The 23,272-nt window shown below is 42.5% G+C and carries 20 protein-coding genes; 12 read left to right on the top strand and 8 right to left on the bottom strand.

Annotated elements, in window-relative coordinates:
• The first annotated feature begins 183 nt into the window (after window positions 1–183).
• The 3 genes from JMX18_RS08460 (at window position 184) to JMX18_RS08450 (ending at window position 2,697) form a co-directional block, all read left to right on the top strand.
• Window positions 184–906 carry a DUF1285 domain-containing protein gene (locus JMX18_RS08460; RefSeq protein WP_201586809.1) on the top strand — a complete coding sequence of 241 codons (723 nt, stop codon included), beginning with the start codon at window positions 184–186 and terminating at the stop codon, window positions 904–906.
• A gap of 308 nt (window positions 907–1,214) precedes the next feature.
• Window positions 1,215–2,081, top strand: a complete 867-nt coding sequence (murI, locus tag JMX18_RS08455; protein ID WP_227674613.1) for a glutamate racemase — start codon at window positions 1,215–1,217, stop codon at window positions 2,079–2,081.
• Window positions 2,082–2,394: 313 nt separating this feature from the next.
• On the top strand, window positions 2,395–2,697 hold the full coding sequence (locus JMX18_RS08450; protein WP_201586805.1) for a hypothetical protein: 303 nt from the start codon (window positions 2,395–2,397) through the stop codon (window positions 2,695–2,697).
• Between the two features lie 155 nt (window positions 2,698–2,852).
• Here JMX18_RS08450 and JMX18_RS08445 read toward each other — a convergent pair whose 3' ends face one another.
• Complete coding sequence (locus JMX18_RS08445; protein ID WP_201586804.1) at window positions 2,853–4,295, bottom strand: lytic murein transglycosylase; 1,443 nt, start codon at window positions 4,293–4,295, stop codon at window positions 2,853–2,855.
• Between the two features lie 311 nt (window positions 4,296–4,606).
• On the opposite strand from JMX18_RS08445, the gene JMX18_RS08440 reads away from it, so the two are divergent.
• The 4 genes from JMX18_RS08440 (at window position 4,607) to JMX18_RS08425 (ending at window position 10,856) form a co-directional block, all read left to right on the top strand.
• Entirely contained in the window at window positions 4,607–6,601 is a 1,995-nt protein-coding gene (locus JMX18_RS08440) for a site-specific DNA-methyltransferase (RefSeq protein ID WP_201586803.1), read from the top strand.
• Between the two features lie 9 nt (window positions 6,602–6,610).
• Window positions 6,611–7,111, top strand: a complete 501-nt coding sequence (locus JMX18_RS08435; protein ID WP_201586802.1) for an SLATT domain-containing protein — start codon at window positions 6,611–6,613, stop codon at window positions 7,109–7,111.
• Entirely contained in the window at window positions 7,101–7,886 is a 786-nt protein-coding gene (locus tag JMX18_RS08430; RefSeq protein WP_201586801.1) for an SMODS domain-containing nucleotidyltransferase, read from the top strand. Before JMX18_RS08435 ends, JMX18_RS08430 begins: the two co-directional genes overlap by 11 nt.
• A gap of 78 nt (window positions 7,887–7,964) precedes the next feature.
• Window positions 7,965–10,856: a restriction endonuclease gene (locus JMX18_RS08425; RefSeq protein WP_201586797.1), complete on the top strand. Its 2,892-nt coding sequence runs from the start codon at window positions 7,965–7,967 to the stop codon at window positions 10,854–10,856.
• Window positions 10,857–10,859: 3 nt separating this feature from the next.
• Here the strand turns inward: JMX18_RS08425 and JMX18_RS13260 are convergent, their stop codons facing one another.
• The 4 genes from JMX18_RS13260 to msrA all read right to left on the bottom strand — a co-directional run bounded on the left by JMX18_RS13260 (window position 10,860) and on the right by msrA (window position 12,717).
• Window positions 10,860–10,934 (bottom strand): DUF1499 domain-containing protein, encoded by a 75-nt coding sequence (locus tag JMX18_RS13260; protein WP_265088834.1) that lies wholly within the window; start codon window positions 10,932–10,934, stop codon window positions 10,860–10,862.
• Between the two features lie 23 nt (window positions 10,935–10,957).
• On the bottom strand, window positions 10,958–11,293 hold the full coding sequence (locus JMX18_RS08420; RefSeq protein ID WP_265088822.1) for a DUF1499 domain-containing protein: 336 nt from the start codon (window positions 11,291–11,293) through the stop codon (window positions 10,958–10,960).
• A 48-nt stretch (window positions 11,294–11,341) separates the two neighbouring features.
• Window positions 11,342–12,034: a thiopurine S-methyltransferase gene (tmpT, locus tag JMX18_RS08415; RefSeq protein WP_201586796.1), complete on the bottom strand. Its 693-nt coding sequence runs from the start codon at window positions 12,032–12,034 to the stop codon at window positions 11,342–11,344.
• A gap of 161 nt (window positions 12,035–12,195) precedes the next feature.
• Window positions 12,196–12,717 carry a peptide-methionine (S)-S-oxide reductase MsrA gene (gene msrA, locus JMX18_RS08410; RefSeq protein ID WP_201586795.1) on the bottom strand — a complete coding sequence of 174 codons (522 nt, stop codon included), beginning with the start codon at window positions 12,715–12,717 and terminating at the stop codon, window positions 12,196–12,198.
• Between the two features lie 186 nt (window positions 12,718–12,903).
• Between msrA and cmoA the strand changes: the two genes are divergently transcribed.
• Window positions 12,904–13,707 (top strand): carboxy-S-adenosyl-L-methionine synthase CmoA, encoded by an 804-nt coding sequence (cmoA, locus tag JMX18_RS08405; protein WP_201586794.1) that lies wholly within the window; start codon window positions 12,904–12,906, stop codon window positions 13,705–13,707.
• 668 nt (window positions 13,708–14,375) lie between these two features.
• Window positions 14,376–15,422, top strand: a complete 1,047-nt coding sequence (gene cmoB, locus JMX18_RS08400; RefSeq protein ID WP_201586792.1) for a tRNA 5-methoxyuridine(34)/uridine 5-oxyacetic acid(34) synthase CmoB — start codon at window positions 14,376–14,378, stop codon at window positions 15,420–15,422.
• Window positions 15,423–15,534: 112 nt separating this feature from the next.
• Here cmoB and JMX18_RS08395 read toward each other — a convergent pair whose 3' ends face one another.
• Window positions 15,535–15,753: a DUF2788 domain-containing protein gene (locus JMX18_RS08395; RefSeq protein WP_201586791.1), complete on the bottom strand. Its 219-nt coding sequence runs from the start codon at window positions 15,751–15,753 to the stop codon at window positions 15,535–15,537.
• Between the two features lie 554 nt (window positions 15,754–16,307).
• On the opposite strand from JMX18_RS08395, the gene argS reads away from it, so the two are divergent.
• The 3 genes from argS to JMX18_RS08380 all read left to right on the top strand — a co-directional run bounded on the left by argS (window position 16,308) and on the right by JMX18_RS08380 (window position 20,269).
• A complete protein-coding gene (argS, locus tag JMX18_RS08390; protein WP_201586790.1) occupies window positions 16,308–18,137 on the top strand; it encodes an arginine--tRNA ligase in 1,830 nt (609 codons plus the stop codon).
• Between the two features lie 81 nt (window positions 18,138–18,218).
• Window positions 18,219–19,031, top strand: a complete 813-nt coding sequence (locus JMX18_RS08385) for an SPOR domain-containing protein (RefSeq protein WP_201586789.1) — start codon at window positions 18,219–18,221, stop codon at window positions 19,029–19,031.
• A 140-nt stretch (window positions 19,032–19,171) separates the two neighbouring features.
• Window positions 19,172–20,269, top strand: coding sequence for a PTS transporter subunit IIC (locus JMX18_RS08380; protein ID WP_265088821.1), 1,098 nt, complete (start codon window positions 19,172–19,174; stop codon window positions 20,267–20,269).
• A gap of 101 nt (window positions 20,270–20,370) precedes the next feature.
• On the opposite strand, the gene JMX18_RS08375 is transcribed toward JMX18_RS08380, so the two are convergent.
• Together JMX18_RS08375 and clpX are read right to left on the bottom strand one after the other, a co-directional pair.
• A complete protein-coding gene (locus JMX18_RS08375) occupies window positions 20,371–21,318 on the bottom strand; it encodes a c-type cytochrome (protein WP_201586787.1) in 948 nt (315 codons plus the stop codon).
• A gap of 559 nt (window positions 21,319–21,877) precedes the next feature.
• A complete protein-coding gene (gene clpX / locus JMX18_RS08370; RefSeq protein ID WP_201586785.1) occupies window positions 21,878–23,155 on the bottom strand; it encodes an ATP-dependent protease ATP-binding subunit ClpX in 1,278 nt (425 codons plus the stop codon).
• Between the last annotated feature and the right edge of the window lie 117 nt (window positions 23,156–23,272).

Below are 23,272 nucleotides of genomic sequence, written 5' to 3'. Positions count from 1 at the left end.
TATAAATTGACACATCATTATAAAAGAAAAGTCTCATAAACACGATACGCATTTATAGGTATCAGTGTTAAGGTAGAATCAAGATATCGATTCTACAGTAGTGAAGGGCTTTTATCATGTTTGAAAGCATAATTGATAGTAATAGCCAATATACCAAACTTTAATTAATCATTAGGAAACTGTATGATAAATAATAATAATAAGTCCCAAAATGATAATAATAAAAACAGTGCTGAGAGCTTGCAGAGTCTGCCTTCTGACCTAAATGACATGGGGGCTCTTGATCAGTATTTAAAGTCTTCAGCAGGTACTCGCCAAGGTCGCAGTATTCCGCCACTTGATAAGTGGGAGCCTAAGCAAGTCATGGATATGGATTTGGTGATTAAAGCCAATGGGGAATGGTGGCATGAAGGTCGGCTAGTGACTAGGCAGTCATTAGTGGACTTGTTTGCAACGGTGCTATGGAAAGAAAAAAAAGACGGCAAAAGTGAATATTTTTTAAAAACGCCAGTACAAAAACTTCGTATCACTGTTGAAGATGCCCCGCTACTTATCAATGATGTGGGTATCGTAAAAGAAGAGGGAGTGAATTGGTTGGAATTTACGACTACGACTGGTGATGTGGTACGGTTAGATGAAGCACATCCGATGACATTGCACGCTTATCAGGCAACAGATGAGCAGAAAAATGGAGAAGAAGCTGGGATCGATGATGCTAATCTTCAAGAGTCTGTAGAGCAGGTTCGACCTTATATGCTGGTTCGTAATAATTTGACGGCATTAATTGGGCGTAATACTTTTTATCACTTAATCGAAATCGGTGAGCTGACTGAAGAAGACGATATCACTATATTAACCTTAAATAGTGGCGGAAAAGATTATCAGCTGTCTATGCCTAATCATTAACATATATACTAGAACCAGTCGTCGATTAAAACATTTGCATTTTTATTTTCATATTTCATAATCTAGTTAATGACACTCCTTATCTGAGAGGTTCAGGGCAAACGGTTTTAACTTAAGCTTTGACTGGGGCAATAAGTAGCAAGGCAAGCACGTAATAAAAACTAAGAGTACGAGAGTACGAGAGTGGGTATAGCGATGATGGCACCTTTGATATGACAATAGTAAGTCTAACAACAGATAGTAAAACGCTCAGTCATCAAACCAAGGTAGATAACGTGGGCCGAGGATGTCAGGCTCAAAAGAGTAGGGTGCAAAATAGTTCTGCTCAATTTAAGCTTGTTGACTTAAACGCTAATAATAAAAGCAGCGCGCCCATCGGTTTATTTGATTCTGGTATTGGCGGTCTTTCGGTCTATTTGCACTTAGCCCAGCAACTCCCAGCCGAACGTTATATATATTATGCAGATACTTTAAATGTGCCCTACGGTACGCGTGACAGTAAGGATATTGAAGCCTTGACCTTGAATGCCATTGACTGGTTATATCAACAAGGCTGTAAGCTAATTGTCATCGCCTGTAATAGTGCCTCAGCCTATGCGCTTGAAGCGGCTCGTTATCGCTATCCTAACCTACCTATCGTGGGTTTAGTGCCGGCATTAAAACCTGCAGTACTTGCTACCCAGACTGGACATGTAGCGGTATTGGCTACCAAAGCTACACTAGAGGGAACGTTACTTAACCAGGTGATTACTGAGATTGCCGCTCCTAATAATACTACTGTGACCAAATATTTTGACCCTCTGCTAGTGCCTTGGGTTGAGGACGGTATGCCAGAGCATTCTGCAACTGCGGATACTTTGCGCCAACGAATACGTGAGTTTGCAAGTGTAGGTGTTGATTATCTGGTGCTCGGTTGTACGCATTATCCTTTCTTTAAGGACTTTTTATTACGGGAAATAAAAGAGCAGCAATTGCCTATACAAATAGTAGATTCGGGACAAGCTATCGCTGCTCGTGTACAACATTTATTAGTGGTCAATAAGATGTTAGCTTTATCGCATAACCCTGAGCTCAGTCAGCCTTTGGTTTTTTATGCCAGCAAATACAATGATAACTTGAGTAGAAGGGTGCAGCAGCTGGTAGGAGCGTCTGCCGAAATAGAGATGCTTGGTTGATATAAATCTGAGCTTTACGGTTGGTTAATATCCGCTAGACTGTGGTAGAGTTAAGTGTGCAAGTGAGCACTGCTACGTTTTGTAATACAAAGCATACGTGCTAGCCATTGTTAATCTCTTATTATGTAGCTACGATAATAAATGATAGAGAGTTGCTTCCGCTGTTAGTATTAGATTCCGTTAGCTTTTTGCTCATACTTTTATTTCTACTCACTACAATTAAAATAATTATTAGCAGTGTTACGAAGTAAAATAATACTATGCTATGACCACTTAAATTTTGAATGATTTTTGACTTATTAAGGAGAATATAATGACCGATTCTAAAAATAAAGATTTAAAGCAAGAGTTTGATAAGTTAGAAGAGACCATGATCGATGCGGATCAGTTTCGTACGCTAGAAGAGCAAGTGGCAGAGATGAAGCGCCGCGGTATTGATCCCAGTAAGACTTATAAGAAATGGGATGATGACGAAGACGATGACGATGACTGGGGCGATAAAACGTGGAGAGAAAATGGTAAATGGGAACCCAAAACGCCAGAAGATCTTGATGAAAAAGCGCGCGAGAACTGGGATGGCGACACAGGTAAACCTAATCCCCCACCTATCGTATAACTAATCCACTGGTTGAATGCTTACTATTTAAGGCCTATGATTTAGAGGTCTGTAGCTTCAAAGAAAGTAGCATATAGTCAGTAATAGCAATAAAAAGCCACGCTTAATAAGCGTGGCTTTTTACTGTCAGTTTACTACTAGAAAGTCGCCCATTATTACGAGCCTTCATCAACCCGTACCAGACGAGTTACCCCATCGCTTCCTATTATACGGCGATAGCGAGTATTGCCTGAAGTTGTTGGCTGACTCGGTGCTGAATACGAAGAAGTGCTTGGAGTAATGGTGGTTTGATGCTCGATCAACTGTCCCATTCGATCAGTTGGTACAGGCATAGAAGGTCTAGCGCTTGGTGTTTGAGTTTGACCTTGCGTGATTTGACTATAGAACCTTTGTCCAGCACGTCCATCTGCGGGGAAAATACCACGACTGGTTTGGTATTGCTGAATAGCGGTGCGGGTATTATCCCCAATAATGCCATCAACACCGCCGATATCATAGCCGGCATTAAGTAATGCTTGCTGGATATCTTTGGCTTGCTGACGGCTAATGCCGGGATCATCGGTCGGCCATGCGGTAATAAAGTCTGTTTTGCTGCTGTCCTCTTTAGCGATTAGATCAGACAAGTGAGCAATAGCTAGCGCATAGTTCTCTGAAGCGTTATAAGAGTAAAATGTATCGAAATTCTTACCTACTAAAAATGCTGGGCCATCTTTGCCTGCTGGCAATAATAAACCAGCACTGCTCAAGTCGTAAGGCAATGGGCTACCATTAGCCAGTGTTAAGCCTTGATTACGCCAGTGACTCATCGACTTTTTATCTTTGCGGTTAGAGGCCGCCCAGTAGCCATCAGGAAGTTTGACTTCATAGCCCCAAGGCTCACCTGTGCGGTAACCACGATTGTCCAAGAAGTTAGCGGTAGAAGCAAGTGCATCCGGTACGCTATTAACGAGATCTCGGCGACCATCACCATCAAAATCCACCGCCAACTCTAAAAAGGTACTCGGCATAAACTGGGTCTGTCCAAATGCCCCTGCCCATGAGCCAGTCATGTCGCTTGGCGCAATATCACCACGCTGGACGATTTTGAGCGCATTGGCGAACTCACCTTGGAAATAGCTCTGACGACGGTCAAAGCAAGATAGCGTCGCTAAGGATTCAAATAACGGCTTTTTGCCCAAAGTCTGACCGAAATTGGACTCCACACCCCACACGCCTAAGACGTGCTCAGGCTTGACGCCATAACGTGATTCAATTTGGCGTAGCGTGTCGCCCCATTGACGCTTGGCACGAATACCGTCTTCAACCCGTTCTTTATCTACTAATACGGACAGATAATCCCAAACGTCTTTTTGAAATTCAGGCTGATAGTTCAGCGATTGGATGACGCTAGGATCAGGCTGGCTAGGACGATAGGTGTTAAAGGTATAGCTATCAACTCCGCGAAACTTGCTAGAGCTTTGTAATCTATCTAGACACTGCTGAAACTCGCTATTAGACAAGTCGGGCGCAGGTGGTCTAGCGGCCCCAGCGGTGCTGGCAAAACTAAGTCCGATAGCAGCAGCCAATAGCGATAAAGTAGAAAAATGAGTCAAACGCATGAAAATATCCTATAAAGGTAAAAGTGGCAGTTTGGATAAAACAATCAAAAATTCAATATGATAGTGGTGCTTTAGAGTAACCAATATTGGTTATAAAGAAAAGCTATCGAAGGACTATGGCTATAAATAATTACTATAGATTGATATAGGTGTGAGGTTGGGGTGGGTTTTGGAATGAAGTCTAACGTCATTCAATGTCGTCTGAATCGCTGAAAAAGTCGCACTATCCATAACGCTATTGCTATACTGTCCCGATGCTAACTTGTATATGTTAATTATCTTGTCCTTTCACGAATATTGTAGCCGCAACTATGAGTAATCCGATACATCCTACCAGCCAAACCCCGCAACAGATAACCCTTGCCAAGCTCAAGCAGTTAATGCCAGAGGCGTTCAGTGAAGGGCAGCTCGATATCCGTAAACTCACCGCGCTGCTGTCCGAGCAAGATATCGCACCCGCGCAAGAGGCGTATGGGCTAAGCTGGGCGGGCAAGCATCAGGTCTATCGTGAGCTAAAAACGCCAACCAGTCAGACGCTAGTGCCCGCACCTGATGAATCGGTCGATTTTGATACGTCGCAAAACCTATTTATCGAAGGCGATAACTTGGCGGTGCTGAAGATACTGCAAAAGAGCTATCACAGCCGTATTAAGATGATATATATCGACCCGCCATACAATACGGGCAATGACCGCTTTGTCTATGCTGACGATTTTAGTGAGAGCATTGCGGACTATAAGGCGCGGGCAGGGCAAACCGATGCGGACGGTAATCTGACCCATAGCGATGGGATGCAATCAAATCGAAAAGAAAATGGTCAGTATCATAGCAACTGGCTGAATATGATGTATCCAAGATTGGCACTGGCAAAAAGCTTACTGCGTGATGATGGCGTTATCTTTGTGTCGATAGACGACAATGAAGTGGCGAATTTGCGCTTGCTGATGGATGAGATATTTGGGGAGGAGAATTTTGTAGCTGAGATAATTGTTGCTTCTAATTCGAGTAAAAACAACTCTCAGTTGGTTTCCGTTACTCATGAGTATATTTTGATTTACGGCAAGGCTAAAAGTAACTTAGGAACGTGGAAAGTCAAAAAGAACTTTGTTGATGAGTTTAAAAGTAGAGCTAACGCTGTTTTTAGAAATACTTCGGATAACACAGAGATAGTTGAAGAAATAAGAGCCTTAACGAAGTATCCTAAATTTTATGAATTTGATCACTATACAAATATGGACAGCAAAGGGCTGTTTCATGCAGGCGATCTAACTGCACCTAATAGTAAGAATTTTTACGATATTATTCATCCAATAACTAAGAAGCCTTGCGCAACTAGCACTAGAGGTTGGGCTTTTTCAAAGGAAAGTTTAGATGCCCTTATTAAAGAAGATATGATAGCTTTTGGAGCAACTGAAGAAACGATACCACGTTTGAAGAACTATCTAGAGGGTAATGAAAAATCTACTCCTAGATCAATTCTTTTCTTTGATTCACAAGCATCTACAAAATGGATCAAAAAAAATAAATTACATTTCTCTTTTCCAAAATCAATAGAGCTTTTAAAACATATTATTAGTATAGCGTGTAATGAAGGGATTATTCTCGACTTTTTCGCAGGTTCTTCAACTACCGCTCATGCTGTCATGGCGTTAAATGCTGAAGAGGCAGAAAATGGCGAAGCGGGCAAGCGCAAGTTTATCATGGTACAAATCCCCGAAGCCACGGAAGCAGACAGCGAAGCTTATAAAGCAGGATTCAGCAATATTGCCGAGATATCCAAAGAGCGTATCCGCCGTGCCGCTGCCCATATCACCTCCGAGCTGCCTGAATCCGTCGATAGCAAGGCGCTTGATTTTGGTTTTAAGGCGTACAAGCTTGCCGACAGTAACTTTATCCCGTGGCAGCAGCCCGCCAATTATGACGCCGACAGTCTAATGGCGCAGTTAGAAAAGCACCTTGACCCTATCAGCGATAATGCCACCACTGACGGTATCATCACCGAGCTGATGCTTAAAGAAGGCTATACTTTGACCGCTACTGTCAGTGAAGCTGACGGCTATTATCTGGTCACCCAAAACGATGCGCTACAATATAGTAATGATGATGCTGACAGTTCTGAGGGCACAGGCATATCAATGAGCCTAGCGATAGTCCTAGATGACATGACCACTAGCAAAGCCACGCAAATTATCACCACCGCCCCCAATAAAACTTTGATTATGGATAGAGCTTTTAGCGATGATGCCAATAAGGCCAATATCGTGTTGCAGTTTGAGGATGCTGGGTTGGTGGTTGGGTGTGTTTAGGGGGTGGGTATGAATAATGTCAGGCAGGAGTTATACAAGGAACTGAGACGTATTGAAGAAGACAGTCTATATAGTATGAAAGGACATTTTAACGCTGCTGATTTTTGGAGTAAAATCAATATTTTTATGGGAGTCACTGGCGCAATAGCAGCAGCTATCGCAGGTTTGACTTCATTAGCAGAAGGTTACCAGTGGCTTATTACGCTTTCAGCTCTGTTTTCGGCAACAATTATAGGCATTAATACGTTTCTCAACGCATCGGAAAAAGCACAAGCTCATAAATCATCAGGAAACAGTTTTTATGCCATTAGAAGCGATGCAAGATTTTTAAGTAATATAGAGTCATCTACTCTAAATGATAATGATTTTATTGCTAAGGCAAATAATATCCGAGAACGTAAAAATAAAATAAATAATGAAGCACTAGGAATTCCAAAATACGCTTATCAAAAAGCCAAAAAGGGGATTGAGTCTGGTGAACCTGATTATGAGGTAGATAATGAGCATTAATTCCTTTTTGAATCAAAAGTCTAATGAGTTAATCATTCGTGACTCTGAAAAAGATTCTATAAAGAAATCTGTTGATACTCTGAAGAGTAGGTTGGTTTACCATTTTGGTAATAATATTGAAGATAAAAGAGTTTTTGGATCATACCCTAGAGGTACAATCTTACCAAGATGCTACGATGAAGGCTCAGATGTTGACCTAATGATTGTTTTCGATGATAAGTCCTATCAGCCTCAAACTTATCTAAATTGGTTAAGAAATTTCGTGAATAAGTATTATAGTAGCTCTCAAATTAGACAATCACATCCTACAATAGTATTAGAACTCAATCATATAAAATTCGAACTAGTTCCAGCATTGGATCAACAGTGGTATGGTTATCAAATTCCCAATAAGGGAAGCGATTATCAATCATGGATGTATTCTGAGCCGTTTTCCTTTAATAATGAGTTTACACAGAAAAATATTGATAATTATAACCTCATAAAGCCGCTAGCACGCTTAGTAAAGTTTTGGAATGTCAAAAATGGAAGACCATATTACTCTTTTAAAATTGAAGAAATGATCAAAGCACACTACTTCTATGGATCAAATAACAACCTTAGAGGTTATTTTTATTCATTTATGATGAGTCTAAGTGAATGGGAGTTTACTTTTAATAGTAATAAATATAATAAAATTGTAAAAACTAAAAAGGTTATCAGCGAAGCTTACCAAGATGATGTGGATGGTTATCCTAATCTAGCAGAATCTAATATTAAAAAATTGTTTGAATGAACTCCTAAGCAATCCTTAGTAGTTCAAACCACGCCTAAAAACCATAAATATAGCCCATATAAAAGTGCCAAAACAACCATGATAACCCTCATCTTTGAACCAAACCTTGAACACCAAAGCCACGCTATCAATGCCGTGGTTGATATCTTTCGTGGGCAGCCCTCCATGCTCGATACAAATGCATCTCTTGATAACTTTGCCTTAGCCCAGCCGATTGATGTGGCAAGCAGTAAGACCCTCATTAATCAGCAAATGATTAGCCAGCAAATCACCAGCCAAGCCATAGCCAATCAGCGCATTATTAGCGATGAGCAAGTGCTGGATAATATCCAAGCGGTGCAGCGTGAACATAATATCGAGCCGTCAATCACACTCTATGACGACGACAAAAACCTTGCCCAATATGGACTTAACGCCTCTATAGAGATGGAGACCGGCACCGGCAAAACTTACGTCTATCTGCGTAGCATCTACGAGCTGTATCAGACTTATGGCATGCGCAAATTTGTGATTGTCGTGCCCTCAGTAGCGATTCGTGAAGGGGTGATGAAGTCTATCGAGATGACCAAAGCGCATTTTGCCGCCCTGTATGACAATACCCGCGTGGACGCGCGTATATACGATAGCAAAAACCTAAATAGGCTACGCGACTTTGCCACCAGTCATAATATTCAAATCCTCGTGATGAACATTGACGCTTTTGCCAAAGACGAAAACATCATCAACCAAGTCCGTGAACAAGGCGTTGCCCCGATTGAATATATCCAAGCGACCCATCCTATCGTCATCGTTGATGAACCGCAAAATATGGAGACTACTAAGCGCTTGGAGGCTATTGCTAGTCTACATCCGCTGATTACCCTGCGCTATTCAGCGACGCACAAGTACAGCCGTCATCTGCTTTATAGCCTAAATCCGGTCAAAGCTTATGATGCCGGTCTGGTTAAGCAAATCGAAGTCGATTCCGTCATGAGCGATGATGCCTTTAATGAGGCTTATATCGAGCTGCTGGGCGTCACCGCCAAAAAGACCAAAATCACCGCCAAGGTCAGCGTCTATGCCAACGTCAAAGGCGTGGTCAAAAAGAAAACCATCAGCATCAGTGACAACGATGATTTGTATAAAAAGACCGAGCGTGAAATATACGCCAATGGCTATATCGTCAGCGGCATTAACGCTGTGGAGGGCTACATTGAATTTGATAATGGCGTAGTGATTTATCAAGGTCAGCAAACTGGCGGTATGACCGATAGCGTCATGCGTTATCAAATTGAGCGCACTATTGAGGCGCATTTAGATAAGCAGCGTAAGCTCTTGCCGCAAGGCATTAAAGTATTGTCCCTACTATTTATTGACCGCGTCGATAATTATCTGGTTAATAATGACTTGGTTAATCAAACAGGCGGCTATACGCGCTCAGGTAAATTTGCCCAGTGGTTTGAAGAGCTATATCAGACGTTATTAGACAAGCCTAAGTATCGTGATTTAAAGCAGCAATTAGCGGCGCATTATCAGGCTGGGGTCAGCGATATTCATAATGGTTATTTTTCTGTCGATAAAAAGGGGCGCGCTAAAGACACCTCTGGTACCACCAAGGGCGACGATGATACTTATAGCTTGATTATGAAAGATAAAGAAAAGCTGCTGAATCTAAATAATCCGCTGCAGTTTATCTTTAGCCATTCGGCATTGCGTGAAGGCTGGGACAATCCCAATGTATTCCAGATATGTACCCTCAACGAGACCAAATCCACCCTAAAAAAACGCCAAGAAATTGGTCGTGGTCTACGTCTATGCGTCGGTGCAGATGGTCATCGGGTCTATGATAAGCAGATTAATATTCTGACTGTCGTTGCCAATGAAAGCTATGATGACTTTGCTAAGAGCTTACAAAACGAGATTGCAGAGGATTGCGGTGTGAGCTTCGCAGGACGGGTAAAAAATCAAGCGCACAAGCAAGTGGTTAAGTACCGTAAAGGCTTTATGCTCGATGATAACTTTAAAGCCATTTGGGATAAGATTAAACAAAAGACTCAGTATCAAGTCTGCTTTGATACTGATGAATTAATCACTGCCGTTATCGAATTAATAGCCGATATGGAAGAGATAGTCGCGCCGCAAATTGCAGCCAATAAAGTACGCCTGACCATGAGTGATGACGGCGTGGAGAGTCGCTTATTAGCCGTCAATAGCCAACGTCAGCATTATGCTACGGATAATAGCGATAACAGTGGTAATGCTGGCGCTGATAACGATATTAATCAATCAACCATTAATCAATCGTCTGTCAATCAGCGCGTGTGGCAACTGCCTGATATCTTAGCTTATCTGGCTCGCCATACCAAATTGACTCGTGCCACCTTGGTTGAAATATTGCGTCAAAGTGGACGTATTGATGAGATGCTTATCAATCCGCAAGTCTTTCTAGAGCGCTTAATTGCGATTATTAAACAAGCCCAGACTGACCTCATGGTAAAAGGCATTGAGTACCAAAAGAACGGTCAAATTTATGCCCAGCGATTATTAGATAGGCTAGAGGCTCAGCCAACGGATGTCTATGCCAGCGACTATCATTTCGAGGTTACCGATACGCATAAAACAATTTTTGATAATTTGATACCGCTGGACTCAAATACTGAGCACCAATTTGCAAATGATTGTGAGAGTATGGAGAGCGTGCGCTTTTATTTTAAGCTGCCCAATTGGTTTAAAATTAATACGCCGCTAGGTAGCTATAATCCTGACTGGGCGGTTATCAAAGAGGACGGTGATGATGGTAGGGAAGTGAGCCAGCTGTACTTCGTTGCTGAAACTAAAAACACAGGCGGCAAAAGCGCAGCAGGACATGCGGTAGATATGGCTAAACTGCCGCTACCGCAACAACAAAAAATCCGCTGCGGTAAGGCGCATTTCAAAGCGCTAGACAATGAGCTGAGCTTTAAAGTGGTCGAGAAGGCAGTGCAGTTGTGAGGCTTATAAAATCCCATTCAACTCCTTAATAAAATTACGAATACGCTCAGCATTTTTACCCAAATCGCTCTTACCCATTCTTGATTTACTGCGAATATCGATCAAACGTTGGTTGCATCATCAGTCACCCGTATCAGCACATCATCCTTAAAGCCAAACCAAGCGGTGGTATCAGTAGCTTTAGCGATGCTTATGTTAGCATCGACATTAACCAGCTCCCAGCCTAAATTATTAGCGGCCTGCTCAGCTGCATCTACCAACTCGGCTGTCAATGTGCTACTAAGGCTGACTGTTTCACGTTTGAATAGGATTTGAATGATCAATAATATGAGTGCGGCAATCCCTGCATATAGACTAAATTTGAACCCTGAAAAAGCAGTCTGCAAATCGACAACCTCATATTTATAAAAAGGCCCGGGCAATACAACCATTAACATCGCAATGAAGCTTAGCAGGATAACTATAATTCTTATGAGCGGTCTCAATTAAAGGTCTTTCAACAGCCAAACATCCTCTGTTACTGTTAGTTCTTTAGCTGAATTTAGAGTAGAAGTGTTACTTTTGAGCGCTATTATTTGATAATGATTACCATAATATTGTTCAACTTGAGTATTAGTTACTGAAAAAGGTGGACCGTCTTTTTTAGTTTGATCGTAATCGAGGGTAATCAATAATTGCGGCGCTTTTTTATTATTATCATTAGACTTGCCGCAAATTCTAAGTATTTGTTCAGCATAAGCTGAACGTATAGTAGCGGGCAAAGCTATCAAAGCGGCTCGATCATATACAGCGTCAACATGTCCAATATCTTTAGACGTTACAGCAAAAATATCAGCGATCCATAAGGTGATAGTCTGCTCAGTGGTCTGACTGGTGAATTGACCTTGATAGTATTTGATTGCTGGGTTGTCGCTATATTGATGTATGGTAGGTGTGATGTTTTGTTCGGCGAAAAAAGCTTCTACTGCAATCTCCGACAATTCGACACCAACTACATCGTACCCTTGAGCAGCTAACCAAACCATATCTACCGATTTGCCACACAATGGAACAAAAATTTGGCTACCTATTGGTAGGTCAAGCTCAGAGAAGTATTGGGTGAGTAATGGATTAACGGCAGACTTATGGAAGCCAATACGACCCTCATACCAACGCGATTGCCAAAATTCTAGATTCATATTTTTTTCCGAAACAGTTTCTTTTATTAAAAATATATTTGTTTATTATCATAGCGCTAAACGCAATGAAAAAGCCAAGTGTAATGACACTTGGCTTTGATTGCACCTAAATCTATCAGATGACAAACTGATTTTGTACTATTCGTTGTCTATTTTTATCACTAGTTGGTCATATACTGGTTAAACTCTTTACGCAGTTTGGCAAGCTTTGGCGGTATGGAGAAGTTGCAGTAAGCTTGATTAGGGTTTCTATTAAAGAAATCCTGATGTTCATCCTCAGCCTTGTAAAATTCAACGGCTGGATGAACCTCAGTTACCACATCGATACCCATATCACGTAGTTTATTGACTGTGCGATCAATGGTTGGCTTTTGGTCTTCGTTGGTATAAAAAACCGCACTGCGGTACTGACTACCAACATCATTACCTTGACGGTCTCGAGTGGTAGGATCATGGGTAGCAAAGAAGATGTCTAATATCACTTCTAACGGTACTACAGACTCATCATAGTCAACTTTAACCACTTCGATATGACCGCTATTGCCGCCGCACACTGTGCGATAATTTGCTGTAGCCGCTTCACCGCCCATATAGCCTGAAACTACAGATTGCACGCCTTTTACCGATAAAAATACCGATTCGGTGCACCAAAAACAGCCACCGCCTAATACGATCGTTTGCATAATTTTTCCTATTGTTATACCTGTTATTATAAATAAGAGCTAAGTTATTTATATTGTTATAATATTTGTATTTTTCAATGTTTTATTATCTAAATTCGCATTCGTTTAGCTTAGCAGGCAAGCTCATAGCGATAAGTAACAAACAGTAATGTTATAATGGGCTTTTGCTATTTTTAGAGCGGTATCATGAGTCAATCTACCAACAACAATCCTTCTAATAACACTGTCAAACACGACACCCTTTTTGATAAGCCTTTTACCACGCCGCTGGATAAAGCGGCGCGCTTCTCTTTTGATGAACAAGTAGTGGCTTGCTTTCCGGATATGATTCGCCGTAGCGTGCCGGGTTATGGGCAAGTGCTCGCCATGCTACCGATATTTGCCCGTCGTCATTGCAAATATCGCCAGCAAAATGCTAGCGGTCAAAGGGTTAGTCGAATTTATGATTTGGGCTGCTCGCTTGGCGGCGCTAGCATGGCGCTGGCAGGTGAGTTTGCGCCGCACGATTTACAAATTAAAGCAGTCGATATTTCCCCTGCGATGACCGCTGAGGCCAAAACCTTACTCAGCGATAATTATCCTGAACATGACATTGAAGTGATCACCGCCGATATTCGTGATATCGAGTTTGAACCCTGTGATATGGTGATTTTGAATTTAACCCTACAGTTTTTACCCGCTGAGGATAGAGTGGCGGTATTGGAAAAAATATATGCCGCACTAGAGGAGGGCGGCATATTGGTATTGACTGAAAAGACCCATGCGCTTGATGAGCAATACGATGCGTGGTTGGTCGAGCGTTATTATGATTTTAAACGTGCCAATGGCTATAGCGAGATGGAGATTAGCGGGAAGCGTAATGCGCTTGAAAACGTGCTGATTACCGATACGTTGGATGAGCATCATCAGCGTTTAGACCAAGTCGGTTTTAAGCGCCATCTGACGTGGTTTCAGTTTTTAAACTTTGTGTCTATTGTGGCGTTTAAGTAGGGTGTTTTAAATGATTTGTGGGAGCTAATCTCGCTTTTCGCTATTATCTGCTGGTTTGTATGAGGCAAGCGGCTAAGGTTTGGCGCGTCTCTTGCTCCGCGAGCCGCCCCAAAACCAAGCCCTCGCAACTCATCCAACCCAGCAGGATAACCGCTACAATCGAGGCTATTGTCGAGATCGGTTTTTTTACGGCTATTTATTATGGTTCGGGTTGAGGTTTTTTAAAGATGGGATTTGCGTAGGGTGTGGTTAGTTTTTAAACGCTCGTAGAGCGTTGCGAAAAACGTAACCCACCGATTGAAATTATGATCTTCTAATTTGGTGGGTTACGCATTCGCTAACCCACCCTACGCCTGACTTAAATTTGGGCGGCACCCTATGGAAATTATATAATATCGCTAAATGCTAAGCTTGTATAATACTTCGTTTTCGCCGAGGGTGAGCGAGGATTAAGCAGAGTACTGCTCTGCCTAAGCGCAAGACGAAAGCTATGCTTCGCTCTTGCCGAGGGACGAGGCGCGCATAAACCTGTAAAGAAACCCGAGCCATGCCTTGCATATTTGCCCATCATTAAAGAACTCAAATCTAGAGGCCAATCTTTTTGCTTTTGTGATCTTTAACTTTTAAAATACCCGCTAATATCACCAATCCACTCGAATTAAACTTCTATGACCAATCAAACCATCATCAATGCTGAACGTGAACTCTATCTTGCCTTATTTGACTGGGCGCAAAATCAGCCTATGGCTTACGAGTGGCTGGCGCAATTGCCCAAGTGGCTAAATGATATCAAAGATAAAGCCAATTACGCTCATGCGCCAGCGTATCAAGCGGCAGTGGCACGTTTGCCTGAATTGACCATTGATAACGTCAACTTAGATAACGCTACTATAACGATTGATGCTCAGATGAATGATGCTGAGCGCAAACAAACTACTGCGCTACTCAAGCAGCTGATGCCATGGCGCAAAGGACCTTTTCAGATTGGCACTCAAACCGGTAGCGATGACTTAGGTATCAAGATAGATACCGAATGGCGTAGCGATTGGAAATGGGATCGAGTCGCGCCGCATCTGAGTCCGCTTAAAAATAGGCGCATTTTAGATGTGGGCGGCGGTTCAGGTTATCACGGTTGGCGCATGGCAGGGGCGGGCGCAGATACGGTAATTATTATTGATCCGTCGTGCTTGTTTTATCATCAGTTTATGGCGATTCGGCACTTTATAGGTGCGGCTGATGCTCATGAAACAGGCGGCTACCGTACGCATTATATTCCCGTGCCGCTTGAGGCACTACCGGAGCACAGTCAGCTGTTTGATACGGTGTTTAGTATGGGAGTGCTATATCATCGGCAGTCACCGTTTGAGCATTTGCAGCAGCTCAAAGGGCAGCTGATAAAAGGTGGCGAGCTAGTACTTGAAACGCTAGTGATTGATGGCGATGCCAATACCGTGCTGGTGCCGCACAATCGTTATGCGCAAATGAACAATGTGTACTTTTTGCCGTCGGTCGCCGCATTAACTGGCTGGCTGGAAAAGGTAGGGTTTAGCGAAGTACGCTGCGTTGATGTGGCGGTAACACCCCTTGATGAGCAGCGCAAAACCGAGTGGATGACCTATCATTCGCTCGCAGACTTTTTAGACCCTGATGATCTAACTAAAACCATTGAAGGTTATCCAGCACCGAAGCGGGCGACCTTGATTGCGAAGAAGTAACCCTGAGTGTCAACATCATATGAAGGTTGGGCTATCTTGAGCTCATATTTATGGCTATCGATTCAGTGAGGTCATGGTTGAAAAAAAGATAGTTTTTCCTAATAAATACGGGTTAAATAAACCATCTCTCAAATGCTAGCTCTATGAGCACCTTGAGTATAAATCCTATAAAGCCGGCTCCAAGTGCTAAAAACATCCAAAAGGTACCCGCGCGACCAGCGTTAGATTGCTTTGATAAATCCCAAATAATAAAAAATAAAAAGGCAATAAATATGGGTAATAAAATGTACATTCCCCAACTGGTAACGGTGCTGGCAGCAATAGCAAACATAGTTTTATCCTATATATAAAATAGTAGAGTAGTTTACTCTGGGTTTATTGTTTTTATAAAATTTCTGCAAAGATGATAGCGATACCTTACAACACCTAGGCTCAAAAGAGTATCAGCAATCAACAGATAGTTAGAGCAATATCTAAAAGATAGGATGTATTATAAACTTCAGATATCTTCACGGTGTGAAATAGTAAGCTGTATTATAACGTGGAATGCGGGCGCTATAAATAAACCCTATCGCAACATAACAGTAACCCTACAATCATCTTTAATCCCTCAACGATTCTATCAAGCCGATGCTGTAAGATTTTGGTGTTATTTTTGGTTCAAATGGTGCAATAACCTTTAAAGGTTGTTATATTTATAGGTTGCTGATTTAATCAGCAATTCTTAGCATTGACCGCTTAGAAAGAGATAAAATTTCTATATTTTATTAGCATTTTATTAACTTAGCGTTTTATTAACATAGTTCAGTGCCATAATTCGTTACTGACTATTGATGTTTTTCCTCATTTTGCTCTACCTTATTATTTATCCGAGTCCATATTCTTATGTCACAAGCTCAAATTGATACGCTAGCCTCACTATTTAACCAAGCCATTGAAGCACTTAAACAACAACAGGTTCTGCCTGCTGATTGGCAAAACAACAGTCAAATTACCCGTACTAAAGACGTTAGTCATGGTGACTTTGCTAGTAATATCGCTTTGACAGCTTCAAAAGCGGCTAAAAGCAATCCGCGTGCCTTGGCTGAACAGATTGTCAATGCGCTGCCTGACAACCAAGATATTCGTCAGATAGATATTGCAGGGCCCGGTTTTATCAATGTGTTTTTGAATAGTGATGCTAAATTTGCGGTACTAGATGATATCTTTAAGTTGCAAGATAGATTTGGCTTAAGTGAGCAGTTTGAAGGTCAAAAGGTACAAGTAGAGTTTGTCTCTGCCAATCCGACTTCAAGCTTGCACGTTGGGCATGGCCGCGGTGCCGCTTTTGGTATGAGCGTGGCTAATTTATTAGAAGCTATTGGTTATGACGTGACCCGTGAATATTATGTCAACGATGCGGGCCGGCAGATGGATATCTTGGCGACCAGTACTTATTTGCGCTACCTACAAGCTAACGGCGAGAGCGTAACCTTCCCATCAAATGCTTATGTAGGCGACTATGTACGTGATATCGCCGAAACACTAAAGCTACAACATGGTGATAGCTATGTTTATCACTTCAGCGAGGTGGTTAAAGATGTGCCCGCCGATGCCCAGTATGAAGTCAATGCTGCTGGCGTAAAGGAGCTGGTTACGGGCGATAAAGAAGCGCATATCGATGGACTTATTGCTAATAGTAAAAAGCTACTTGGCGACAATTATGAGCTGTTTCTCAATGCGGCATTAAGTAGTATATTGGCTGATATTAAAGACGATTTAAATGACTTTGGCGTACGTTATGAGTGCTGGTTCAGTGAAAAATCAATCGATGCTGAGATTGAGCCTGCTTTACAGATACTAGACGACAAAGGATATCTATACGAAAAAGATGGCAATATCTGGTTTAAGTCGACTGAGTTTGGCGATGAAAAAGACCGGGTGGTACGCCGTGCTAATGGTCAAACCACTTATTTTGCCTCTGATATTGCTTATCATAAAAACAAATTCGATCGTGGTTTTGATAAAGTCATTAATGTCTGGGGCGCCGATCATCACGGTTATGTGCCTCGGGTGAAAGCGGCATTATTAGCACTGGGTATTGATGCTGAGCGTTTAGACGTGGTACTGGTACAGTTCGTTGCGTTATGGCGCGGAGATGAAAAGGTGCCCATGTCATCACGTTCGGGTAAATTTGTGACTTTACGTGAATTGCGCGGTGAGGTTGGCAACGATGCGGCGCGCTTTTATTATGTGGCACGTAAGCCTGAGGTGCACGTTGACTTTGATTTGGAGCTGGCTAAGTCGCAAAGTAAAGACAATCAAGTCTATTATATTCAGTATGCGCACGCTCGTGTTTGCCGAGTATTAGAGAAGCTAGAAGCCAAGGGCTTTAGTGTCGATGACACGGTGGGTGCTGAGCAACAACAACGGCTGACTGCGCCTAATGAAGAAGAGCTTATCAAGCTCTTAGCGGGTTACCCAGCTACTTTATTGAGAGCCGCAACTGGCTATGAGCCCCATATCTTGACTAATTATCTAAAAGACTTAGCAGGATTGTTCCATGGTTGGTATGACAGCAATCGTATCATGCCGGTCAGCTTAACCTCAGGTGAGACCCCAAGCCCAGATGAGCTTGAAATGATGCAAGCCCGTTTACGCTTATCAAAAGCGGTGCGCCAAGTATTGGCAAATGGTTTGAGCTTGCTGGGACTATCAGCGCCGTCGAGCATGTAGTATAGTTAAAATCGATAACTGCTAATCGTAGACTTTCAGTGATGAATAGCAACCACAGATGCACTAAGGAGAGAGTAGTCCATGTTAGCCAAAAAACCCAAAGGCGCCACAGAAAAGCGTAAATCGAGTAGCGTATCAGGCTTACTATGGATGTTCGTTGGGGCCGTATTGACCCTTATGATTGGCGTGTTTTTATACTTGTCACCTTTGTTTGATTTCAGTCCTGCTGGGAGCACCGCAGGAGAACAAGACCGGCAGATTGAGCCTCGTGTCAATACTGATACCGATAATAGCGATTATGAGTTTTACGATATTTTACCCAATCAAGAAATGGCTACCATTCCTGATGAAGATTTGGGTGAGATGAGCAACGATGGGACGGGTGATTTTGAACCTGATGTAGTAGTCACTCAACCCGAGCGTAGCGATGATCCGGGTAACTTTGGAATATCTGAAAGTACCGTCATTGAGCCTAGCCGTGGTACTAACAATGCTGCAAATGCCGACAGTGATAATGATATTGTTATCGTTGAAGAAGAAGCCACTTATGATGGTACACCAGTCAATAATAGCGCGGCCGCTAATAGTAGCAGTAATAATGCTGCAAACCGTCAAAACACTAATAATGCAGCCGCTAGTGTTCAAGCCGCACCAGCCACTACTTATATCTTACAAATTAATAGTTTTAGCAGTGCGGATGAAGCGGATCGTCGCCGGGCGCAAGTGCTTATGGCTGGGGTAGATGCTAGAGTGGTGAAGAATATGACCGGTAATGGCTTGCCTATCTATCAAGTTATCTCACGACCAATGAATAATCGCCAAGCGGTTGCCAATGCTCAGCAGCGTTTGCAAAATAATGGTATTGACTCTATTATCGTTGAACAGCGCCGTTAGGGTAAGAGTCAACAGATCCTAATGTTTAATTATTTATCGAATTAAAAGCGTCATTAGGACGCTTTTTTTATAAGGTTTTTTTATAAGTTAACTTTTATAATCTAAGAGCCCTAACCTAAGAATCCTAAGCTAAGAGCCTAATGATGACTATATCTAATACCGTGGTAACAGCGCCAAGTCCTATCAAAGCGTTTTTTCAAAAGTACTTTATCGATGCTTTTACGGGCATGGCATTAGGATTATTTGTCACCTTAATTGCTGGACTAATCATCTCGCAAATTGGGGGCTGGTTAAACCTGCCGGCGTTAGTCGATGTCGGTAAATTAGCTTCTGTAATGATGGGCGCAGGTATTGGCGTTGGTATTGCTTATTATCTTAAAGCGCCGACGCTAGTCATGCTCAGCTGTTTGGTCGCTGGCATGTTAGGCGCGCATTCTGAAGCGCTGATGGCGGGGACGTTATTTATACCGCAAGAAGCGGGTCCTTCCACCTTTTTGGCGCTACCCGGTAATCCGATTGGGGCTTATTTGACCTCAGTATTCGCTTATCGTGCGGGTACTTGGGTCGCGGGTAAGACCAAACTGGATATTTTACTTATCCCATTATTGGTCTGCGGTGTGGCATTAATTGTTTGTGCGCTGCTCAATCCGCCAGTGGTTGCTGCGGTAAATGCAATTGGGCAGGGTATCCAAGCGGCAACTGAGTTACAGCCACTACTTATGGGCATTGTGATAGCGGTGGTGGTTGGCATTTTACTGACGCTGCCGACTTCCAGCGCGGCTATTTGTATTGCTATCGGTCTTGGTGGTTTAGCGGGCGGTGCGGCAGTGGTTGGCTGTGCGGCGCATATGATCGGCTTTGCAGTGGCGAGTTTTAAAGATAATGGCATGAGCGGCGTCATCTCTCAAGGCTTAGGTACGAGTATGTTGCAGATTCCTAATGTCCTCAAAAAGCCAATCGTTTTATTGCCAGCCGTTGTTGCTAGTGCTGTCGTTGGCCCTATTGCGACCGTGGTTTTTGGGCTGGCTTGCACGGCGACTGGGGCAGGCATGGGCACTGCTGGTTTGGTCGGCGTATTTGGGGTTATTGAAGCCTCGCAAGGCATTATGAGTAATACCCAAATGTGGACGGCTATTATCTTATTGATGTTTATATTACCTGCTATCATCGCCGGTGTAGTCGCTTATGTGATGCGCCGTATGGGTTTGCTGGTTGCTGGCGATATGAAGTTGCCTTAAAACCTCTGAGATAAAAGTTCATGTTAACCATAAAAAACCCCAATTATTTTGCAGTAATTGGGGTTTTTCTTAGTAGTTTATAACTCTAGAGCTAGAAACTATTAACGACGCACATCTACTGGAGCACCACCTTTTGGCCAATCTTTGTCTTTATTGGCTTTTACCGGACGGGGCAGTTGAGTAAAGTAGCTCGAGACATCAATCGCCTCTTGGTCAGTTAAAGTGTTGCCTTGCCCAAATGGCATCTTGCCTTTGACAAACGAAGCTGCTTTATAAGTACGCGCCATCCCTGCGCCGTCATTGAACGAGTTATCTCCAGCGATAGCAGGGTAGATGTAAGTACCTCCGTCAGTGTACTGTCCTTCACCGTTTTCGCCATGGCAAGTGACACAGGTAGAGGCAAATATTTCTTTACCTTTTTCGGGGTCAGGCGTCAGGGTATTGTCGATTTCTACAAAGCCTCGACCCTCTGGAGAAACCCCAATAGGCATATCTTGTGATAGCCAAGTCATGTAGGAGATTATGGCGTTCATATCATCTGAGCCCAAATCCAAGGATTTACCATTCATCGAACGTTGAAAACAACCATTGACACGCTCTTGTAATGAGTTAACTCGAGCATCACGTGAACGATAGATAGGAAAAATACCGGGCAGACCATTCCATGGAGCCGCATAAGCTTCTGAGCCATTGTTTAGGTGACAACTGGTACAGTTTAGCTGGTTGCCCACGTGATCAGGTAGTTCCTTATAAGTGTTGTTAACGATTTGTAGACCTCGGCGTACGGACTCTCCATATTCGTTATCAGGAATGGTAGATTCATCAGGCATACTGATAGTTAGTTTACTACTCGGCGCTGAAGAAGCATCGCTTTTTAGCGCTTCTGCACGAGCTTCAAGTGATTTCACTCTTGCTAAAGCTTCCGCTTCTTCGACACGTTCTGTTGCTTTGACACTTTGATCGTCACTACAACCTGCAATACCGATGGCGCTAATAGTAAAAAGAGTGACCGCAAAGGCAGAATATTTGGCTGATGAAAATGGCTTCATTGGCATATCCTTATGATAAAAAATAATATGTGAATGCATACTTATATGCTATATTTATAGGCAGAATGTCCATTCTATAATCAAATTTTCCTGAAAAAACAAGTCATAAATATAAGCAATAAAAACTGCACTATTTTAGATAGTACAGTTTTATTTAGTTAGGGCTTAAATGGCAGTTAAAAGTGTTAATTAAGCCCTAATAGTATCATTGTACCAAATTAAAGTTATAAAACGTCTGAAAATTATCATAGCCCAATTTATTAAGTATTCTAAGTTGATTGATTTAGATAGCTATGATTGGGTAACGGACTTATCTTTCCTATTTTTCTTACCTTTAGGCTTATGCCATAGCTTATTAGCTTGATTAACGACGCTATTATAATTCGCTGGATAACGTCCATTATTTTGGCGTTATTATTAATCAAGCAGCGCGGCTGACTAGTAGCTGCCGCTTGCAAGATAACCAAGCGAGTATCGAAGTAATAAGCCATAAAAAAAGGCGTCTGCTATACGATAAGCCAGACGCCGTTTTATGTACTATATAACTTAGAATAATATTTTAAGCAATTTTAGGGACTTTCCCTTCATTAATCACTTGCTCATCAACGAGCACAGTCTTGACGTTTTCCATTGAAGGCAGCTCGTACATAGTTTCGAGTAGCGCATTCTCAACGATAGAGCGTAGACCACGAGCCCCTGTTTTACGTGCCATAGCCTTTTTGGCAATCGCATCCAAGGCTTCTTTGGTAAAGCTAATCTCAGCACCTTCCATATCGAATAGATAGCTGTATTGTTTGACCAAAGCGTTCTTGGGCTCGGTCAATATTTGCACCAATGCCTCTTCATCTAGCTCTTCTAAAGCCGCTAATACTGGCAGACGACCGATCAGCTCGGGGATTAGACCAAACTTGATCAAATCCTCAGGCTCAACTTGCTGCAATAAGTCTGAGCTGCGTTTGCTGTCATCTTTTGAGCTCACATCAGCATTAAAGCCAATGCCGGTTTTTTCAGTACGCTGCTGAATGACTTTATCGAGTCCTGCAAACGCCCCGCCAACGATAATCAGGATATTGCTGGTATCGACTTGGATAAGCTCTTGCTGCGGATGCTTACGACCACCATGCGGCGGAATAGCAGCAACCGTACCCTCAATAAGCTTAAGCAGGGCTTGTTGCACCCCTTCACCTGAAACGTCACGAGTGATAGAAGGGTTATCGCCTTTTTTACTGATTTTATCAATCTCATCAATATAGATGATGCCTTGTTCAGCCTTGCTTACGTCATAATCAGAGGCTTGCAATAGTTTTTGAACAATATTCTCGACATCCTCACCCACATAACCTGCTTCAGTTAAGGTGGTGGCGTCTGCCATGGCGAAAGGCACATCGAGCAAGCGTGCTAAGGTCTGGGCTAATAAAGTTTTACCAGAGCCGGTTGGACCGATTAGTAAGATATTACTTTTAGCCAATTCAACCATTGCATCATCAGCGCCAATCTTTGATTTTTTGCTATCACTGGCTAAAGTTTGGCTGACTTTTAGACGTTTATAATGATTATAAACCGCTACTGCCAAAGCTTTTTTGGCCGCATCTTGCCCAATGACGTACTCATCAAGTTTTGCCCGTAGCTCTTTGGGGGTGGGCAGTTTTTTATTCACCCAAGTGGTATCAATCTCGCTATCATTATCATCGTCACTGTCAGCGCTATCAGCGATTAGGTCGGTACAAAGCTCGATACACTCGTTACAAATATTGGCGTCATCGGCGGCTATGAGTTGTTCAACTTCGCTTTTGGCTTTACCGCAAAACGAACAATGCGGGTTTTTATCTTCTGCCATATACAGGCACTCCTAAAATTTAAATCTTATCTAGTTGACTCGCAAGAGAGCGGTTATAGCGTACAGAAAGTAAAATTAGCAGACCACACTTTTTAATAAGTGAAGCTTTAGTAACTA

Origin of the sequence: Psychrobacter jeotgali (assembly GCF_904846315.1) — a bacterium.
Taxonomy (GTDB): domain Bacteria; phylum Pseudomonadota; class Gammaproteobacteria; order Pseudomonadales; family Moraxellaceae; genus Psychrobacter; species Psychrobacter jeotgali.
The sequence above is the reverse complement of the archived record's forward strand: the minus strand, read 5'-3'. Positions and strand labels throughout refer to the sequence as shown.

Coding starts and splice junctions, on each gene's coding strand:
- JMX18_RS08460 (WP_201586809.1), top strand. CDS start 184: ATGATAAATAATAATAATAAGTCCCAAAATGATAATAATAAAAACAGT.
- JMX18_RS08450 (WP_201586805.1), top strand. CDS start 2,395: ATGACCGATTCTAAAAATAAAGATTTAAAGCAAGAGTTTGATAAGTTA.
- JMX18_RS08445 (WP_201586804.1), bottom strand. CDS start 4,295: ATGCGTTTGACTCATTTTTCTACTTTATCGCTATTGGCTGCTGCTATC.
- JMX18_RS08440 (WP_201586803.1), top strand. CDS start 4,607: ATGAGTAATCCGATACATCCTACCAGCCAAACCCCGCAACAGATAACC.
- JMX18_RS08435 (WP_201586802.1), top strand. CDS start 6,611: ATGAATAATGTCAGGCAGGAGTTATACAAGGAACTGAGACGTATTGAA.
- JMX18_RS08430 (WP_201586801.1), top strand. CDS start 7,101: ATGAGCATTAATTCCTTTTTGAATCAAAAGTCTAATGAGTTAATCATT.
- JMX18_RS08425 (WP_201586797.1), top strand. CDS start 7,965: ATGATAACCCTCATCTTTGAACCAAACCTTGAACACCAAAGCCACGCT.
- JMX18_RS08420 (WP_265088822.1), bottom strand. CDS start 11,293: ATGTTAATGGTTGTATTGCCCGGGCCTTTTTATAAATATGAGGTTGTC.
- tmpT (WP_201586796.1), bottom strand. CDS start 12,034: ATGAATCTAGAATTTTGGCAATCGCGTTGGTATGAGGGTCGTATTGGC.
- msrA (WP_201586795.1), bottom strand. CDS start 12,717: ATGCAAACGATCGTATTAGGCGGTGGCTGTTTTTGGTGCACCGAATCG.
- cmoA (WP_201586794.1), top strand. CDS start 12,904: ATGAGTCAATCTACCAACAACAATCCTTCTAATAACACTGTCAAACAC.
- cmoB (WP_201586792.1), top strand. CDS start 14,376: ATGACCAATCAAACCATCATCAATGCTGAACGTGAACTCTATCTTGCC.
- JMX18_RS08395 (WP_201586791.1), bottom strand. CDS start 15,753: ATGTTTGCTATTGCTGCCAGCACCGTTACCAGTTGGGGAATGTACATT.
- argS (WP_201586790.1), top strand. CDS start 16,308: ATGTCACAAGCTCAAATTGATACGCTAGCCTCACTATTTAACCAAGCC.
- JMX18_RS08385 (WP_201586789.1), top strand. CDS start 18,219: ATGTTAGCCAAAAAACCCAAAGGCGCCACAGAAAAGCGTAAATCGAGT.
- JMX18_RS08380 (WP_265088821.1), top strand. CDS start 19,172: ATGATGACTATATCTAATACCGTGGTAACAGCGCCAAGTCCTATCAAA.
- JMX18_RS08375 (WP_201586787.1), bottom strand. CDS start 21,318: ATGAAGCCATTTTCATCAGCCAAATATTCTGCCTTTGCGGTCACTCTT.
- clpX (WP_201586785.1), bottom strand. CDS start 23,155: ATGGCAGAAGATAAAAACCCGCATTGTTCGTTTTGCGGTAAAGCCAAA.